The sequence below is a fragment of the Pseudomonas reactans genome (genome assembly GCF_013385825.1).
GTDB lineage: Bacteria > Pseudomonadota > Gammaproteobacteria > Pseudomonadales > Pseudomonadaceae > Aquipseudomonas > Aquipseudomonas reactans.
The window spans coordinates 231974-247812 of record NZ_JACAPG010000012.1; the positions used below are offsets into that span (position 1 = coordinate 231974).

The window sequence follows — 15839 nt, forward strand, 5'->3', positions numbered from 1 at the left end:
TAGCTCGGATATCGTTAACGCGCAAATAACGAAAAATACCCCGTATCGAAAGGCACGGGGTATTTTTTTTCAGACTTACAGTGGTGTACGCTCTTTATCGCACTTCTTTTAAATACTCACCACGGCTACGGTTTTGTTGCCTGAATTGCAGACCAACAAAAGTTGGCCATTAGGGGTGATAGCTATCCCGTGCGGCAGGTCGAAACCTTGAATAATAGCAATGACTTCCTCTTTGTCCGTATCAATAACCCTGACAGAGTTATTTGCACGTTCCGTGACGTAAGCCAAAGGTAAAAAGGGGTGGAAGACAATTGCGATAGGTTCAAAGAGCCCGGTGAGGGTTTTGAGGACAGCAAGGTTGTTGTTGGCGGTGTCAAAAATGATGACCTTGTTCGCGGATGACACGGCCACATAGAGTCGCTCATTGCGGGCATTAAGTGGGCTGTGAGCAAGCCCTAGAGCGTTGCCACCGTTTGACTGTGCATGGGTACGGGTTTGATTGCTGTACAAAAACCGTTCTGTGGAGTTGCCTGTTGAAAACACGGCTGTTCCTTTGGGGTTTACTAGCGCATCGTTAGGTGAGTGTGTTCCTTTGAAAGTGCTAATGTAGCCGATGTTGCTAATGGTGTCGTACACGTAAAGTGCATCAGAGTTTGCGTAATTACGCGCTCCGATTATCAATCGCGAGCCCGTAGGATTTAGACAGATTGCCTTCGCATCGACACCAAAGGTAAACGGATAACTCCAGCTGAAACTGGTGAGGTCGAGGATCGGGAGAGTGAATGTTTGACCCGACGCGAGAGCTGTGAAATAGAGCTTTGGTAATGTTGGGTGAACGGCCAATTTTTCAAGAGTAGTTCTGTGGGTGAATGTGCTGACGGCGTTGTTATCGAGGGTAATAACTGAAACAGATCCACCTCGGGAGTTCACTGTATAGGCAGAGTTTCCGTTTGGACTGATCGCAATGGCAGTAGGGCCATTCCCAACGTTTATGTGATCAATGATCTCTCCCGATCCCTTCCTGACCCCATAAGTTATCCATGTGAAATGCACCATCGTCGCCTCGTCGCCCGTACCATCGAGCGAAACGCTAGCTTTCACTGTCAGCGAGCCACCATTGTTGAGTTGACGCAGATACTCTGGCGGAATCTGATCCAGCGTTCGACCGGCATTGAACTCGGCGAGCGTCACCGGTCCAGCAGCGCGTAGCTGAAGGTCCACGACGCAATCCAGAAAAATCCAGACCAACTGGCCTGGACGGAAAAATGGCCAAGCTTTAATTTCCACACGATTGGCCGAATCAGCATCGATCACCCCACCCGATGCCTCAGGAATACTGACCAAGTCCAGCAGTTGCGGGGGCAGCGCCTCGACCTCCAGCGTCAAGCGATCGGACACGCGACTCTGGCCAAACTCAATGAGGTTGTAGAATACCGAGCATTGCTCGCCCAGGTAGGCCGCGACAAAGATGTTCGAAGCCACAAACGTGACGTAATTGGTGCCGGGTTCAGGCCGCGCCGGTTTTGCCGGAATATCTGGCATGCCGACGCCGGATTTACCGGTGATGAACAGCTTGATGTCCGCACCCGCTGGGAAACCATCAACGACCACGCGTATATTCACGACAGGGGGACGAGGCGGCAGCACGTGCTGAGGGTTGAGGCTGGCGCGGTTGTGACCGATCACCGTGGCTTCCAATACGGTGGGCGCCGGCAGTGCCAGCCGCGAGCCGACCTTCATGTTCACTGCAATGGACAAACGTGCCGGTGCGCTCGCCGGCCTGTGCTCATAGTAGATACGCATACTCTGGTTCAGGTTCGGCGTGATGTAGCGACGCTCCAGCGTGAAGGGCAGATCCCGCCCAACCCAGAAGTCTTGAATCGGAAAGTGGATCGCCGGTTGGGTACCACCGGGGGCGGTCCCTTCACAGTGCAGAATGACAGTATCACCGGGCCTGAACCCTGCGTTGCTCGGCACAATAATAGTGGCGTCGTCGAGGGACACTTCAGGGTCGAACTGATACGCGGGCGCGGGCGCTTCCAGCACTTGCGGTTCTGGCAGCGTGGCAGAGGGACTGCCCACCTGCACCGTCTCATCTCGCGATAGACGAATACCGTCGGCATTGGTCACCCGATAGAGGAACCTGAGTGTGCCACCTTCCAGCTTGGCGATGTCGCCGTCGGGACCATTGGCGAGCCGGAACCGAATGCTGCCGGTTCCGGCAGTCCTGTCGATTTCTTTGTAGTAGCGTTTGCCGTTGGCATAGGTGCCGTCGAGGATTAAGGTCACCAGGTCAAATGGATCTCGACCGTCATAGACCGGCACCTCCACATTCACCGTCAGCAGTTGCGGGTCAAGCACATTGCTGATGGCTTCGATGATGATGGGGGGGGGCAGGCCGATTTCGATGGGGGTGCCGATCACATCGACAATGATGCTGTCGCACTTACGGTCCGGCACCCCGGACCGGATGCGCACGTAGGACAGCTGCAGGCGGCCGCCGATTAACTTGCGCAGGTCTGCGTTCGGGCAGGGCAGCGTGATTTGGCGAATGGTAATCGAGGTGAGAGGGGCGGAGTCGTAGGTGGTGACGATGGCCGTCCCTCCTACCGAGCGGCCATTGACCGTTACTCGAATGACGTCTCCCACGTTGTAGCCCTGGCGGTTGATGGCGACGACAATCGTCGCGTCCTGCCCCTCCAGCTCATCGTGATCGAGAATGTCCTCCGGGGCCTCCTCAAAGAACGGCTCGGGCAGCAGCGGTTCCACTCCATCGTTAAGCTCCACATTCAATAGCTGTGCCGGTGACCAACCGTCGGAGTGGTTGCCGACCTCGTCGCGGACTTCGTATTCACACAGATGTGAGCCGCTGCCGACCTGCTGCCAGAACCCGTAATACAGCACCACCACGATGGGGTCGCGTCCGGCGGCCTGGCCTTCGGTGATCGGCGGGATATCGGCAAACACTCCGCCGACACTCAAACGAATTCGATCGCGCGCGGCGCGGAAGGTCCTGGCGTCCTGGGTCGTATCGACCGGATAGAATCCTAAGTTAACAGGCACGCCGTTTTGCGCGTCGGTTTCGGTAACACCAAAATCGATGATGCGCTGCTCGAACATCGGTTTAGGCAGGTTTTCATTCTGCAGGGTAGAGGCTACCGGATTACGCCCACCGGGTAGCACCGTATCGACCTTCAAGTTGAAGTGGGCGGTTTTCTGGGCGTTCCCAGTGAAGGGGTCGACCCGGATAAACACCGGGTTGACCGACCCGTCGATGATGCGTGCGCGAGGTACGTAGAGGGCGATCAGCCGTTCGTTGTCGACGTCATCTTGGGTCACGTTATAGATGGCGACAGGGATGAGCAGGTCGCCCCAGAATAGCTGGCAGAAATCGTCGGCAGCCATGCCAAAGTAAGGTAACAGGTTACACAGCAAGCCATCTTCCTGGTGAACATCCAGTGCTGCTTTGTTGATGCCACCGTCGTGACTTTGAACATTTTGCGTCAAGCCGGGAATATAGATGGGCAGGTCGGCGAGGCGCGTATTGATGAAGTCCCGTGGCGTCAGTGCACCCAGGCCTGGTTGGGGGGGCGCGAAATATGAGCGGTTCAAATGCGTTGGCGCGGACAGATCAATGTCCTCATCTTCACTATTGTGCGCCGGCGAGCACATGCGTGCAGTGGGCTGGGAGGGTTGTTCAGCGTCGGTGAGATCGGTTTCCAGGCTCATGAAAGAATCCTTTGCCATGCCAGAGAGGGGGCAACCTGGCCGCTCCACAGCGTCGGTCGCAGTCCTGATTTAGCGCCGCACGTACCGATGGGGATAGCTGTGAGAAATGACAGTGCCGACGAACGGTAGTGGCCCAGGACGGGCCACTTGAAACAGAGGGGTCAGGGCTGACGGTTCCAATGCCTGAACAACGGCTCCGCCAAAAACAATACAAACAACAACCGCATCACCTGCATCGCCGTCACCAGCGGCACCGACAGTTGCAGGGTCTCGGCCGTGAGGCTCATCTCGGCAATCCCGCCGGGCATCATGCCCAGGGTCAGCGAGCGCAGGTCCAAGTGAGTCAACGCGCTCAACCCCACCGCCGCCAAGGTTGCCAGCGCCATGGTCAAGGCCGTGCCAATCAGGGTACGGCCCATGAACGACGGTGCCCGGCGGAAGAACTGGCGGTTGAAATGGCAACCCAGGCCGCTGCCGATCAACCATTGGCCAATCTGGCTGCCGCCGTCTGGCAGGCCGATATGCAAATCCCACACGACGCTGGCCGTCGCACTCACCAGCAACGGCCCGAACAACCATGGGTTCGGCTGACGCAAGCGCTGCCAACCCCAGGCCACCAGCGCGCCTATCGGAAACAGCGCCAACAGCCAAGGCCAACTCACCGGCGCCGGATGAAACTGCGGCGTGCCGCCTTCCAGCAGATATTTGAAGATCGCCGGCACACACAGCACCACTACCAGCACTCGTAGACTCTGCCCCGCCGCGACACGGCTGAGCACCGCGCCATTGCGTGCGCCGAGGTTGACCATCTCACCGGAGCCGCCCGGCATGCTGGAAAAAAACGCGGTGGCGCGGTCTTCACCGCTGCGCCGCATCAACCACACGCCAACCACGCTCGACAAACTGGTGACCAGCGCGCCGAAGAAGATCAGCCCGAAGTGACTCATCACCTGCTCGATCACCACCGGAGTGAAGTGCAGCCCGATCCCAATCCCCACTACCCATTGGCCGCATTTGCGGCCGCCAGGAATCTCCGCCAACTGCCACGGCGTGAGGCAACGCACCAGGATGATCGCCAGCAACGAGCCGACCATGTACGGCAAAGGCCAGCCGACGAGGCTGGCCAGGTAACCGCCGGCCAGGCCGACCAGCGGTGTTCCCCACCAATGTTTAAAGGTGACCTCAGACATCGGCCACGGCACGACGCTGCAGGGCACGTTTGCGGTAGATGCGCACCAGCGGGAAGGCCAGCATCAGCGCGGTCAGTACCCACACGCCAAAGGTGATCGGGCTCGACCAGAGGATCTGCAGGTCACCGTTGGAGATCGACAGCGCACGGCGCAGGTTCTGCTCCATCAAGCCGCCGAGGATAAAGCCCAGCAGCACCGGCGACAGCGGGAAGTCCAGCTTGCGCAGGATGTAACCGAAGATGCCGATACCGACCATCAGGAACAGGTCGAAGGTGGTGGCGTGCACGGCGTAAACACCAATCGCCGTGATGATGGCAATCACCGGCACCAGCGCCCAGTTCGGCACGGCGAGGATACGGGTGAAGATGCGGATCATCGGGATGTTGAGGATCACCAGCATGATGTTGGCGATAAACAACGAGGCGATCAGACCCCAGACGATGTCCGGTTGCTGTTGGAACAGCAGCGGGCCGGGGGTGATGTTGTACAGCGACAGCGCGCCGATCATCACTGCCGTGGTGCCCGAACCGGGTACGCCGAGGGTCAGCATGGGCACCAGGGCGCCGCAGGCGGATGCGCCGATGGCGGTTTCTGGAGCAGCGAGGCCGCGCATGTCGCCCTGGCCGAACTTGCCGCTGGCACCGGCCAGGCGTTTTTCAGTCATGTAGGCAACGGCCGAGGCCAAGGTCGCGCCGGCACCCGGCAATACGCCCATGATGAAACCCAGCAAACCGCAGCGGATGTTGACGACAAAGACCGCGCCCGCTTCCTTGAGGTTGAACATCATGCGGCCCGTGGCCTTCACGGCTTCCTGGCCACGGTGGGTTTTTTCCAGCAGTAACAGGATCTCACTGATGGAGAACAGGCCCAGCACCAACACCACAAACTGGATACCGTCGGTGAGGTGGATGTTGTCGCCGGTAAACCGGTACACGCCGCTGTTGGCGTCAATGCCGACCGCCGACAGGAACAGGCCGATCAGCGCTGCAACAAAGGTCTTCAAGGGTTTGTCACCGGCCATACCGCCGAGACAGACAATCGCGAACACCATCAGTACGAAATATTCCGCCGGCCCGAAGGCAATCGCCCACTTGGCCAGCAACGGCGCAAACAGCACCATGCCGCAGGTGGCGATAAACGCGCCGATGAACGAACTCCACGCCGACAACGACAGCGCCACGCCAGCCAGGCCTTTGCGGGCCATTGGGTAGCCGTCGAGGGTAGTCATCACGGTGGAGGCTTCGCCCGGGATGTTCAGCAGAATCGAGCTGATCCGCCCGCCGTATTCGCAGCCCAGGTATACAGCTGCCAGCAGAATCAAGGCTGATTCCGGCGGCAAGCCCAGAGCGAAGGCGATGGGGATCAACAACGCCACGCCGTTGATCGGGCCCAGGCCCGGCAACAGGCCGACCACGGTGCCGATCAGGGTGCCGCACAGTGCGGTCACCAGGTTGTACGGGGACAGTGCAACGCCGAAGCCCTGGCCCAAGTAGCCGAAAGTATCCATATCAGTTCTCCAGAACGTCGAGCAGGCCGAGGGGCAGCGGCACATCCATGGCTTTATCGAACAGCAGGTAAAGACCAATCGCCATCAGGCTGACGATCACCACACTCGGTAGCCAGCGGCCGCCATACAGGCGCGCCATCGGAATGCCGATCAGCATGCTGCTGAGGATGAAACCCAGGGGTTCGAAGGTGCCGGCGAACACGATCAACAGGCCGACGCAGATGCCGATCTTGATCAGGGTTTCGCGGTCCAGCGCGGGTTCTTCTTCAGTGTGTTTGGTCGGCTGTGGGCGAAACAGCATGTAGATCAGTGCCAGGCTCATCAGCCCGAGCATCAGCAGCGGGTAGGCGCGAGGTCCTACCGGCTCGTAGGAAAACGACGCCTGATACGGCCAGGCCATCAGTGCCAGGGCGGCACAGGCCAGCAATAGCACAGAGGCGAAAATGCGTTGTAAGAGCATGTTGAACTCCTGGGCCACGCCGCGTGTTCAACGGGCGTGACCGGGCAAAAGAGGGGCGATTACTGGATCAGGCCGAACTCTTTGGCCAGCACTTTGTAGTCAGCCACCTGTTTCTTCACGTAGGTGTCCAGCTCCGGGCCGGTCATGGCGAACGGGAACAGCTCGCGCTGGTCACGCAGCTTGGCGAACTCTTCCGAGGCCAGCAGTTTGTCGAACGCTTCTTTCCACCAGGCGTAGTCGGCATCGCTGACTTTTGGCCCGAGGTAGAAACCACGCACCACCGGCCAGACGATGTCGTAGCCTTGCTCTTTGGCGGTCGGAATATTCTTCATTTCCGGCTCGTCCAGGCGCTGCTCGGAGAACACGGCCAGCAGGCGCATGTCACCGCTGAGGATGTGCGGCATGGAGTCGGAGATGTCGGTACTGCCTACTTGGATGTGACCGCCGAGCAGGGCGGTGGCGATTTCGCCGCCGCCTTCGAGGGCCACGTAACGCAGTTCACGTGGGTTGATCCCGGCGGCCTTGGCGATCAGCGCGGTTTGCATCCAGTCCTGACTGCCGACGGTGCCGCCGGAACCGATCACTACGCTGCCCGGATCTTTTTTCAGGGCTTTGACCAAATCGTCCAAGGTCTTGTAGGGCGAGTCGGCTTTCACTGCGATGGCACCGTAGCTGGTACCGACCGCTGCCAACCAACGCACGGCGCTTTCATCGAAGCGACCAAACTTGCCCTGGGCCAGGTTCAACAGCGAACCGCTGGACCAGGCCACCAAGGTGCCGGCATCGGCTGGACGCTGGGCGACCACGGCGTTGTAGGCCACTGCGCCCACGCCGCCTGGCATGTAGGTCACGCGCATCGGCTTGCTCAGCAGCTTCTCGTTGACCAGCGCGCTTTGCGCCAGTTTGCACGTCAGGTCAAAACCACCGCCCGGCGAGGCCGGGGCGATGCATTCCGGGCGCTTGGGTTCGTCGGCAGCCAGCAGTTGGCCGGCGAACAGCATGCAGCCGGCAGCGAGGGCCAATTTACGCAGTGAAGGGGTCATGGTTATCTCCATCTTTGTTGTTATGAGGGGGTACTACCAAAGTGCGACGCTATAGCTGACCAGCAAGCGCATTTCATCCGCATCACGGGCTGAGTAGTTGGAACGGTACGTGGCGTTGCGCAGGCGCACGGCCACATCCTTGAACGTGCCGGTCTGCACTACGTACTTGATCTCGCTGTTGCGTTCCCATTCCTTGCCGGTCTCGCCGTTCTTGAGCTTGATGTTGTCACCTGAGAGGTAACGGCTCATGAAGCTCAAACCCGGGATGCCCAGTTTGGCGAAGTCGTAGTCGTAGCGCGCCTGCCAGGAGCGTTCTTCGGCGCCGGCAAAGTCGTTGATCTGCACGAAGTTGACCAGGTACGGGTCGCTGCCATCCACATACGGGAAGGCGCTGTCGCCGGACATGTGCTGGTAGCCGGCGCTGAGCTTATGGCCATTGAGGGCATAGCTGAACAGACCGTTGAGGGATTTGTTGTCGATCTTGCCGCCGCGCGCGCTGCCAGTGTCATCGCTGATGGCCAGGCGCAGGTCGGTGCCGAAGGTGCCGGGGCCCATCGGGCGCGCAGCCACCAGGCCGAGGAAGTGCTGGCGGTAAACGTCATCGAGTTGGGCGAAGTGGTAGCTGCCGGTGATCTTGTCGGCGAACTTGTAGTCGGCGCCGCCAAAGTTGAAGTGCTTGCCGGTGGCGCCGCTGACGAATCGGCTGTTCTTGTTGTTGAGGGCGATGTCTTCGTAGTTGCTGTCGTCGCGGTCCTTGGCTTTGTCCAGGCGGCCCCCGGTGAACACCAGGTTCTTGAATTCCTTAGACGTGATCAGGCCGCCATTGAAAGTCTGCGGCAGGATGCGGCCGTCGTTGGGCTTGAGGATCGGCAGTTCGGGGATCAGCGAGCCGATTTTCAGCTCGGTGGCCGAGATCTTCACTTTGCCGGTCAGGCCCAGCTTGGAGTACTCGTCGGCGGCGCGGCCATCGTCATGCGTGGGCAGCAGGCCGGTGCCGGTGCGGTCGGGGCTGGAGTCGAGCTTGACCCCGAGCATGCCCAGCGCATCCACGCCAAAGCCGACGGTGCCGTCGGTGTAGCCCGACTGCAGGTTGAGCATGAAGCCCTGGGCCCATTCGTCGCGCTTGGATTGCTGCGCACTGGTGCCGTCGCGAAAGTCGCGGTTGAAGTACATGTTGCGGGTTTCCAGGGTCGCGCTACTGTCTTCGAAGAAGGCAGCCTGGCTAAGCGGCGAAAAGCCGGCAAGGGTAGCAGCACTGGCGAGGGCGGTCTGGGTCAGGCGAGAAAAACGAACAGGCGAGGGGGCCTGGGGCTGTGTCGACAGCATCGTTGTGTACTCCGTTATTGTTCTTATTTTGGCGAAAACGCTTCGAGGCGTTTTTCGGGCGCGACGCTGAGGTCGCTCGGCGGGCATAGACCACCGTGGCTGGATGCTAAAGGGCGAAGCTTTCACTAACCTTTCAGCGGCCTTTCAATGTTTTCGGGCTTCACAGGCCAGGCGGCGCCTGTAAACTGCCCGGCAAAGCGTGGCGCCGACCACCCCTGAATGAGGTAGAAATCCATGCGTGTCTTGCTGGTTGAAGACCATCTGCAACTCGCCGAAAGTGTCGCGCAAGCGCTCAAGAGCACGGGTTTGACCGTCGACGTGCTGCACGACGGCGTGGCGGCGGACCTGGCCCTGAGCAGCGAGGAATACGCGGCGGCGATCCTCGATGTGGGGCTGCCGCGCATGGACGGTTTCGAGGTGCTCGCACGTCTGCGTGCCCGTGGGAAAAATCTGCCAGTGCTGATGCTGACGGCGCGCAGTGATGTGAAAGACCGTGTGCACGGTCTTAACCTGGGAGCCGACGACTACCTCGCCAAGCCTTTCGAGCTCACCGAATTGGAAGCGCGGGTCAAGGCATTGTTGCGGCGCAGCGTGCTGGGTGGCGAGCGCCAACAGGCCTGCGGCGTGTTGGTCTATGACCTCGACACGCGACGTTTCACCGTGGGCGGCGAGCTGATGACGCTCACCTCCCGTGAACAAGCGGTGCTTGAGGCGCTGATTGCTCGGCCGGGCCGGGTGATGAGCAAGGAGCAACTGGCTTCCCAGGTGTTCGGCCTGGACGAAGAAGCCAGCCCCGATGCCATCGAAATCTACGTGCATCGCCTGCGCAAGAAACTCGACGGCCAGCCCATCGCCATCGTGACCTTTCGCGGCCTCGGCTACTTGCTGGAAGCCCGCGATGCATAAGCCCAGCAGCCTGCGTTGGCGCCTGCTGTGGAACCTGGCGTTGTTGCTGGTGCTGTTGATGCTCGCCAGTGGCATGAGTGCCTACTGGAATGGTCGTGAAGCCGCTGACACTGCCTATGACCGCACGCTGTTGGCCTCGGCGCGCACCATCGCCGCCGGATTGACCCAGGTGGATGGCACCTTGAGTGCCAATGTGCCCTATGTCGCCCTGGATACGTTCGCCTATGACAGCGCCGGACGCATTTATTACCAGGTCAACGACATCGACCAGAAACTCATCTCTGGCTATGAAAACCTGCCCGGCCCACCGCCAGGCACGCCGCGTACCGATGACTATCCCGCACTGGCACGCTTCTATGACGCCGTGTATCAAGGCCAGGAAGTGCGCGTGGTGAGTTTGCTCAAGGCCGTTTCCGAACCGAACATGAACGGTATGGCGGAAATCCGCGTGGCCGAAACCGATGAAGCGCGCGTGAGCATGGCGCGCAGCTTGATGGCCGACACCTTGCTGCGTTTAGGGATGCTCGCCATCGGTGCGTTGTTGTTGGTGTGGTTTGCCGTCAGCGCGGCATTGCGCCCGCTTGAGCGCCTGCGCACGGCGGTGGAAGAACGTCAGCCTGACGACTTGCGCCCATTGCCCTTGGTGGAAGTGCAGCATGAGTTCGGGCCGCTGGTGCGCTCACTCAACCACTTCACTGAACGCCTGCGCGGCCAGTTCGAACGACAGGCGCAGTTCATCGCCGATGCGGCCCATGAGCTGCGCACGCCATTGGCAGCGCTCAAGGCCCGACTGGAGCTGGGTTTGCGCGCCGAGGATCCGGCCACCTGGCGCAGTACCCTGGAAACCGCAGCCCAGGGCACTGACCGCCTGACCCATCTGGCCAATCAATTGCTGTCTCTTGCACGCATCGAAAACGGCGCCCGTGCGATTGCCGAAGGCGGTGCCCAGTTGCTCGACCTCAGCCAGTTGGCTCGCGAGTTGGGCATGGCCATGGCGCCGTTGGCCCACGCGCGCGGCGTGGCGCTGGCGTTGGAGGCTGACGAGCCGGTGTGGCTGCGCGGTGAGCCAACCTTGTTGAATGAATTGTTGAGCAACCTGGTGGACAACGCGCTGGCTCACACGCCACCGGGTGGCAATGTGATCCTGCGCGTGACGGCGCCGGCGGTGCTGGAAGTGGAAGACGATGGCCCAGGTATCCCGCTCGATGAACGCGACCGCGTGTTCGAGCGTTTTTATCGTCGCAGTCAGCAGGGCGTGGGTTCTGGCCTGGGGCTGGCAATTGTGGGAGAGATATGCCGGGCGCACCTGGCGCAGATCAGCCTGCACGATGGCGAGCAGGCCGGACTGAAAGTGCGGGTAAGCTTTATTGCGGGTTGATCAGTAGAACATCGAACGGGCTTCATCCAACTCGGCGCGCAAGGCGTCGCTGTAAGGATCGACCCGCAGCTTCTTAATCGCCGGCAGCGCCGAGACCGGTACGCTGGCCAAGGGGTGATGAGTGCCGCGATGGCAATACAGCACGGCAACCTGCACCAGATCGATGTAGTCGAGGCTGGCCGAGTCGCGTTCCAGGTTGAGGTATTGGCCGGGCAGTTTGGCGAGCATTTCCGGGAAATCCCAACCGCTCAGCAGTTTGTCGCCCAGTTGCGGGTGGATGCTCTCGATGACGTGGTTGAGACTGACCGGGTCCGCGAGCAGCTCGTAGTGGTCTTCGGCGTACGTCAGGATCGGCAGCACGCCGATCTGGTGCACCAGGCCGCCGAGAGCCGCCTGGTCTGGCTTGAGCTGGCTGTGGCTACGGCACAGCGCGTAACTGACCCCCGCCACTTCCAGGCTGCGGCGCCATACATCCCGCATCTTTTGTTCGACCACATCGGAGCGGGCGTGGAAGATTTGCTCCATCACCAGGCCGATCGCCAGGTTGCTACTGTAGTTGGTGCCCAGCCGGGTGATGGCGGTGTGCAGGTCGGTGACTTCCTGGGTGGCGCGCAACAACGGGCTGTTGACCACTTTGATCAGGCGTGCTGACAGCGCGGTATCGCGACCGATCACTTTGCTCAAGTGGCTGATGCTGATCTCCGGGTCTTCAGCGGCCTGACGAATGTTCAGGGCCACTTCCGGCAATGTCGGCAGAACCAGGTCATCGTTGTCGATGGCCGTTACTAAAGCCTGTTGGACTTTTTCCGCCAGCTTGTTCATTCATGCTCTCTAGGGTGTTGCAAAAAGGTACGGCGACTAGCGTTGGATCTCTCGATCACGGTCGAGCGTGTAAGGCAGGTCGAGCAGTTGCAAACCGGGGCCTTCCAGGGTGCCTACGTGCACGTCGCCACTATCGGCAGCTTCGGCTTGCAACACGGCCAGAAGTTCAATGCTCTCGCCGGCTTTTGCGGCAAGCACCACTTCGCCGATTGCACTGTTGTGGCTGGGGGAAAACAGCGGGGTGCCTGGCTCGGGCAGTTCAGGCGCATCGAGGCTCAAACGGTACAGGCGACGCTTGAGTTTGCCCAGGTACTGCATGCGCGCAACGATTTCCTGGCCGGTGTAGCAGCCTTTCTTGAAGCTGACGCCACCGACGGCCTGCAGGTTGAGCATCTGCGGGATAAACAGCTCGCGGGTTTGCGGCATGACCTGGCCGATGCCGGCACGGATTTGCCCCAGCAGCCATTCATTCAGATCGGCTTGTTCAAGGGTTGCAACCAATTGACCGCGTACGGCGTCGCCTTGCTCGGCTGGCACCCAGAGTTCAGCACGACCTGGGGAGACGCGGAGGGCGATCAATGCATCGTTGCGCACGACACTGTCGGTCTCGACGGGCAGTTCAAGGCCGAGGCTGGCCAGGGCCGGGTCCGCATTCACCAGGCCGAAGCGCACCCAGGCGGCGCTTTCGTCGGTGAGTTTGGATTTGGAGAACACGGCGTACTTCTTCAGGTCGGCCAGTTGCGGTTCCAGCAGCTCGGTGGCCATGGCCAGCAACACGCCGTCACCTTGCAGCAAGATGCGGAAGCTCGACTGCATGCGCCCTTTTTGCGTGCAGCGCGCGCCGAGGCTGGCCTGGGTATCGCTCAGGTAATTGAGGTTGCAGGTCAGTTGGCCCTGGAGGAATTTGGCGGCATCAGAGCCGCGGACGGCGAGAACGCCTTCGTGGGACAGGGGGCAGAAGAAAGCAGAGTCAGCCATGGGTCATCGCAGGTCAAAAAGTCATGGGTGCATCATAGAGGGGCGCCCGGCAAATGGATAGTTTCCGTATGGGGCGACCAAAGCCGACTGTTCCGGTGCCGTCGGGCCTGTATACTTGCCGCCTATTTGAGGAGCGCTCCATGGTCGAAGATGTAGAAATCAATCGTCTCTACTGGCACAGCCGTCGTGGCATGCTGGAGTTGGATGTGTTGCTGGTGCCTTTCACCAAAGAGGTCTATGCAACGCTCAATCAGGTGGATCGCGACCTCTACGTCAGGCTGCTGACTTGTGAAGACCAGGACATGTTCGGCTGGTTCATGGAGCGCGCCGAATCCGAAGACCCAGAGCTGCAGCGCATGGTTCGGATGATCCTGGACCGTGTCCAGCCCAAGTAATACCTTTGAATGCCGCTGGCAGGCCTCACGGCTGTTGCTGGCGGCGTATCTCCTTGCCCAGCTGTTCGCGCTGGGTGCGCTTTTGTGTCTCGATCTGCCCTATTCAAGCCTTGGCCTGCTGATGTGTCTGGCGCACGCGGCCTGGGTTTTGCCGCGCTCTGTCCTGCTGACTCACCGTTCGTCGATTCGTGGCCTGCGCCGCGACGCCGATGGCTGGCAGTTGCTCAATGCGCAGCGGGGCTGGCACAGCGTGCAATTACGTCCCGACAGCCTCGCCTTGCCATTGATCGTCGTTTTGCGTTACCGGGTGCCGGGCGAATGGCGGATACGTTCTGTGTGTGTGCCGAGGGATTCGCAGGTCGCCGATGTGCATCGGCGCCTGCGGGTACGCCTTAAGTTCAGCCGCCGTAGGTGGCTGGCACCAGGATAGTGTCGCGGGCTTCGGGCAGCATCTGTGGGTAGTCGAGGGTGTAATGCAGGCCGCGGCTTTCCTTGCGTTCCATGGCAGAACGAATCATCAGTTCGGCAACCTGGGCAAGGTTACGCAACTCGATCAAGTCGCGACTGACCTTGTAGTTACTGTAGAACTCGTCGATTTCATCCAGCAGCAACCGCACCCGATGCTGCGCGCGTTGCAGGCGTTTGTTGGTGCGCACGATCCCCACGTAGTCCCACATGAAGCGGCGCAGCTCGTCCCAGTTGTGCGCGATGATCACGTCTTCGTCCGAGTCGGTAACCTGGCTGGCGTCCCAGCGGGGCAGGGCGGCCGGCACCGGTATACGCGGCAGTTGTTCAAGGATGTCTGCCGCCGCCGAGCGCGCATACACGAAACACTCCAGCAGTGAGTTGCTGGCCATGCGGTTGGCGCCGTGCAAGCCGGTGAAGCTGGTTTCGCCAATTGCATACAGGCCTGGGACGTCGGTGCGGCCGTGCTGGTCGACCATCACGCCGCCGCAGGTGTAGTGCGCGGCAGGCACCACGGGGATGGGGCCTTTGGTGATATCAATGTTGAACGTCAGGCAGCGCTCGTAGACGGTCGGGAAGTGGGTCTTGATAAAGGCTTCGGGCTTGTGGCTGATGTCCAGATAGACGCAGTCGATGCCCAGGCGCTTCATTTCATGGTCGATGGCGCGGGCGACGATGTCGCGCGGGGCCAGTTCGGCGCGTGGGTCGAAGCGCTGCATGAAGCGCTCGCCGTTGGGCAGTTTCAGGTGGGCGCCTTCGCCGCGCAGGGCTTCGGTAATCAGGAAACTCTTGGCTTGCGGGTGATACAGGCAAGTGGGGTGGAACTGGTTGAATTCCAGGTTCGCCACCCGGCAGCCCGAACGCCAGGCCATGGCAATGCCATCGCCACAGGCACCGTCGGGGTTGCTGGTGTAGAGGTAGACCTTGGCTGCGCCGCCGGATGCGAGGATGGTGAAGCGCGCGCCGTAGGTGTCGACTTCGCCGCTGGCGCGGTTGAGCACGTAGGCGCCGAGGCAGCGTTCGCCATCCAGGCCCAGGCGTTTTTCGGTGATAAGGTCGACCGCGACGCGTTGTTCCAGCAATTCTATATTGGGGCGCTGGCGGGCCTGGTCGAGCAGTGTCTTGAAAATAGCGGCGCCAGTGGCGTCTGCCGCATGGATGATCCGGCGGTGACTGTGGCCGCCCTCGCGGGTCAGGTGGAACTCAAAACCGCCATCGTCGCTGCCGGCATGTTCGTCACGGGTAAACGGCACGCCCTGGTCGATCAGCCATTGGATGGCTTCACGGCTGTGCTCGACGGTGAAGCGCACAGCCTCTTCATTGCACAGGCCACCGCCGGCGTTGAGGGTGTCCTCGACGTGGGATTGCACCGTGTCGGTGTCGTCCAGCACGGCGGCGACACCGCCCTGGGCCCAGAATGTCGAGCCGTTGGCCAAGTCGCCTTTGCTCAGTACCGCAATGCGCAGGTGGCTGGGGAGGGTCAGCGCAAGGCTCAAACCGGCCGCGCCGCTGCCGATCACCAGGACATCGTGTTGAAACTGTTGGCTCATTGGAGGGATTCCGCAAAAAGCGATCCGAAGAGGTGGCGCAAACAGGACGCCTGGATCGGCGAATCAAAGGGTCACACGGGCTACTAGTAT

The 15839-nt window shown here is 60.5% G+C and carries 13 protein-coding genes; 4 read left to right on the forward strand and 9 right to left on the reverse strand.

Annotation, left to right across the window (positions count from 1 at the left end; translation table 11 throughout):
- Positions 1-108: 108 nt before the first annotated feature.
- The 6 genes from HX868_RS15055 to HX868_RS15080 all read right to left on the reverse strand — a co-directional run bounded on the left by HX868_RS15055 (position 109) and on the right by HX868_RS15080 (position 9255).
- Positions 109-3729: a YncE family protein gene (locus HX868_RS15055; RefSeq protein ID WP_177003404.1), complete on the reverse strand. Its 3621-nt coding sequence runs from the start codon at positions 3727-3729 to the stop codon at positions 109-111.
- Between the two features lie 161 nt (positions 3730-3890).
- Entirely contained in the window at positions 3891-4919 is a 1029-nt protein-coding gene (locus HX868_RS15060; RefSeq protein WP_095015074.1) for an AbrB family transcriptional regulator, read from the reverse strand.
- Positions 4912-6426 (reverse strand): tripartite tricarboxylate transporter permease, encoded by a 1515-nt coding sequence (locus tag HX868_RS15065; protein WP_038848176.1) that lies wholly within the window; start codon positions 6424-6426, stop codon positions 4912-4914. Before HX868_RS15065 ends, HX868_RS15060 begins: the two co-directional genes overlap by 8 nt.
- Before the next feature lies 1 nt (position 6427).
- Positions 6428-6886: a tripartite tricarboxylate transporter TctB family protein gene (locus HX868_RS15070; RefSeq protein WP_028619334.1), complete on the reverse strand. Its 459-nt coding sequence runs from the start codon at positions 6884-6886 to the stop codon at positions 6428-6430.
- Positions 6887-6945: 59 nt separating this feature from the next.
- Positions 6946-7929, reverse strand: a complete 984-nt coding sequence (locus HX868_RS15075) for a Bug family tripartite tricarboxylate transporter substrate binding protein (RefSeq protein ID WP_016975161.1) — start codon at positions 7927-7929, stop codon at positions 6946-6948.
- Positions 7930-7962: 33 nt separating this feature from the next.
- The gene (locus HX868_RS15080; RefSeq protein WP_177003405.1) at positions 7963-9255 is read right to left on the reverse strand and encodes an OprD family porin; all 1293 of its coding nucleotides are present in this window, start codon (positions 9253-9255) and stop codon (positions 7963-7965) included.
- Positions 9256-9489: 234 nt separating this feature from the next.
- Here HX868_RS15080 and HX868_RS15085 point away from each other — a divergent pair, with 234 nt between their 5' ends.
- The gene (locus HX868_RS15085; RefSeq protein ID WP_010212220.1) at positions 9490-10161 is read left to right on the forward strand and encodes a response regulator; all 672 of its coding nucleotides are present in this window, start codon (positions 9490-9492) and stop codon (positions 10159-10161) included.
- Positions 10154-11539 (forward strand): sensor histidine kinase, encoded by a 1386-nt coding sequence (locus tag HX868_RS15090; protein WP_177003406.1) that lies wholly within the window; start codon positions 10154-10156, stop codon positions 11537-11539. The genes HX868_RS15085 and HX868_RS15090 overlap by 8 nt, the downstream gene beginning before the upstream one ends.
- Here HX868_RS15090 and HX868_RS15095 read toward each other — a convergent pair whose 3' ends face one another.
- Positions 11540-12361 (reverse strand): HDOD domain-containing protein, encoded by an 822-nt coding sequence (locus HX868_RS15095; protein WP_095015077.1) that lies wholly within the window; start codon positions 12359-12361, stop codon positions 11540-11542.
- Between the two features lie 36 nt (positions 12362-12397).
- Complete coding sequence (gene ygfZ / locus HX868_RS15100; protein ID WP_177003407.1) at positions 12398-13339, reverse strand: CAF17-like 4Fe-4S cluster assembly/insertion protein YgfZ; 942 nt, start codon at positions 13337-13339, stop codon at positions 12398-12400.
- Between the two features lie 140 nt (positions 13340-13479).
- Between ygfZ and HX868_RS15105 the strand changes: the two genes are divergently transcribed.
- Complete coding sequence (locus tag HX868_RS15105; RefSeq protein WP_014717362.1) at positions 13480-13734, forward strand: FAD assembly factor SdhE; 255 nt, start codon at positions 13480-13482, stop codon at positions 13732-13734.
- Positions 13718-14164 (forward strand): protein YgfX, encoded by a 447-nt coding sequence (locus HX868_RS15110; protein ID WP_177003408.1) that lies wholly within the window; start codon positions 13718-13720, stop codon positions 14162-14164. The genes HX868_RS15105 and HX868_RS15110 overlap by 17 nt, the downstream gene beginning before the upstream one ends.
- On the opposite strand, the gene nadB is transcribed toward HX868_RS15110, so the two are convergent.
- Positions 14133-15749 (reverse strand): L-aspartate oxidase, encoded by a 1617-nt coding sequence (nadB, locus tag HX868_RS15115; protein ID WP_177003409.1) that lies wholly within the window; start codon positions 15747-15749, stop codon positions 14133-14135. The two genes, HX868_RS15110 and nadB, sit on opposite strands and share 32 nt — an antisense overlap.
- Positions 15750-15839: the final 90 nt, after the last annotated feature.

What these genes read in the sequence shown, in the direction of transcription:
- HX868_RS15055 (WP_177003404.1), bottom strand. Translation starts at nt 3,729, where the DNA reads ATGAGCCTGGAAACCGATCTCACCGACGCTGAACAACCCTCCCAGCCC.
- HX868_RS15060 (WP_095015074.1), bottom strand. Translation starts at nt 4,919, where the DNA reads ATGTCTGAGGTCACCTTTAAACATTGGTGGGGAACACCGCTGGTCGGC.
- HX868_RS15065 (WP_038848176.1), bottom strand. Translation starts at nt 6,426, where the DNA reads ATGGATACTTTCGGCTACTTGGGCCAGGGCTTCGGCGTTGCACTGTCC.
- HX868_RS15070 (WP_028619334.1), bottom strand. Translation starts at nt 6,886, where the DNA reads ATGCTCTTACAACGCATTTTCGCCTCTGTGCTATTGCTGGCCTGTGCC.
- HX868_RS15075 (WP_016975161.1), bottom strand. Translation starts at nt 7,929, where the DNA reads ATGACCCCTTCACTGCGTAAATTGGCCCTCGCTGCCGGCTGCATGCTG.
- HX868_RS15080 (WP_177003405.1), bottom strand. Translation starts at nt 9,255, where the DNA reads ATGCTGTCGACACAGCCCCAGGCCCCCTCGCCTGTTCGTTTTTCTCGC.
- HX868_RS15085 (WP_010212220.1), top strand. Translation starts at nt 9,490, where the DNA reads ATGCGTGTCTTGCTGGTTGAAGACCATCTGCAACTCGCCGAAAGTGTC.
- HX868_RS15090 (WP_177003406.1), top strand. Translation starts at nt 10,154, where the DNA reads ATGCATAAGCCCAGCAGCCTGCGTTGGCGCCTGCTGTGGAACCTGGCG.
- HX868_RS15095 (WP_095015077.1), bottom strand. Translation starts at nt 12,361, where the DNA reads ATGAACAAGCTGGCGGAAAAAGTCCAACAGGCTTTAGTAACGGCCATC.
- ygfZ (WP_177003407.1), bottom strand. Translation starts at nt 13,339, where the DNA reads ATGGCTGACTCTGCTTTCTTCTGCCCCCTGTCCCACGAAGGCGTTCTC.
- HX868_RS15105 (WP_014717362.1), top strand. Translation starts at nt 13,480, where the DNA reads ATGGTCGAAGATGTAGAAATCAATCGTCTCTACTGGCACAGCCGTCGT.
- nadB (WP_177003409.1), bottom strand. Translation starts at nt 15,749, where the DNA reads ATGAGCCAACAGTTTCAACACGATGTCCTGGTGATCGGCAGCGGCGCG.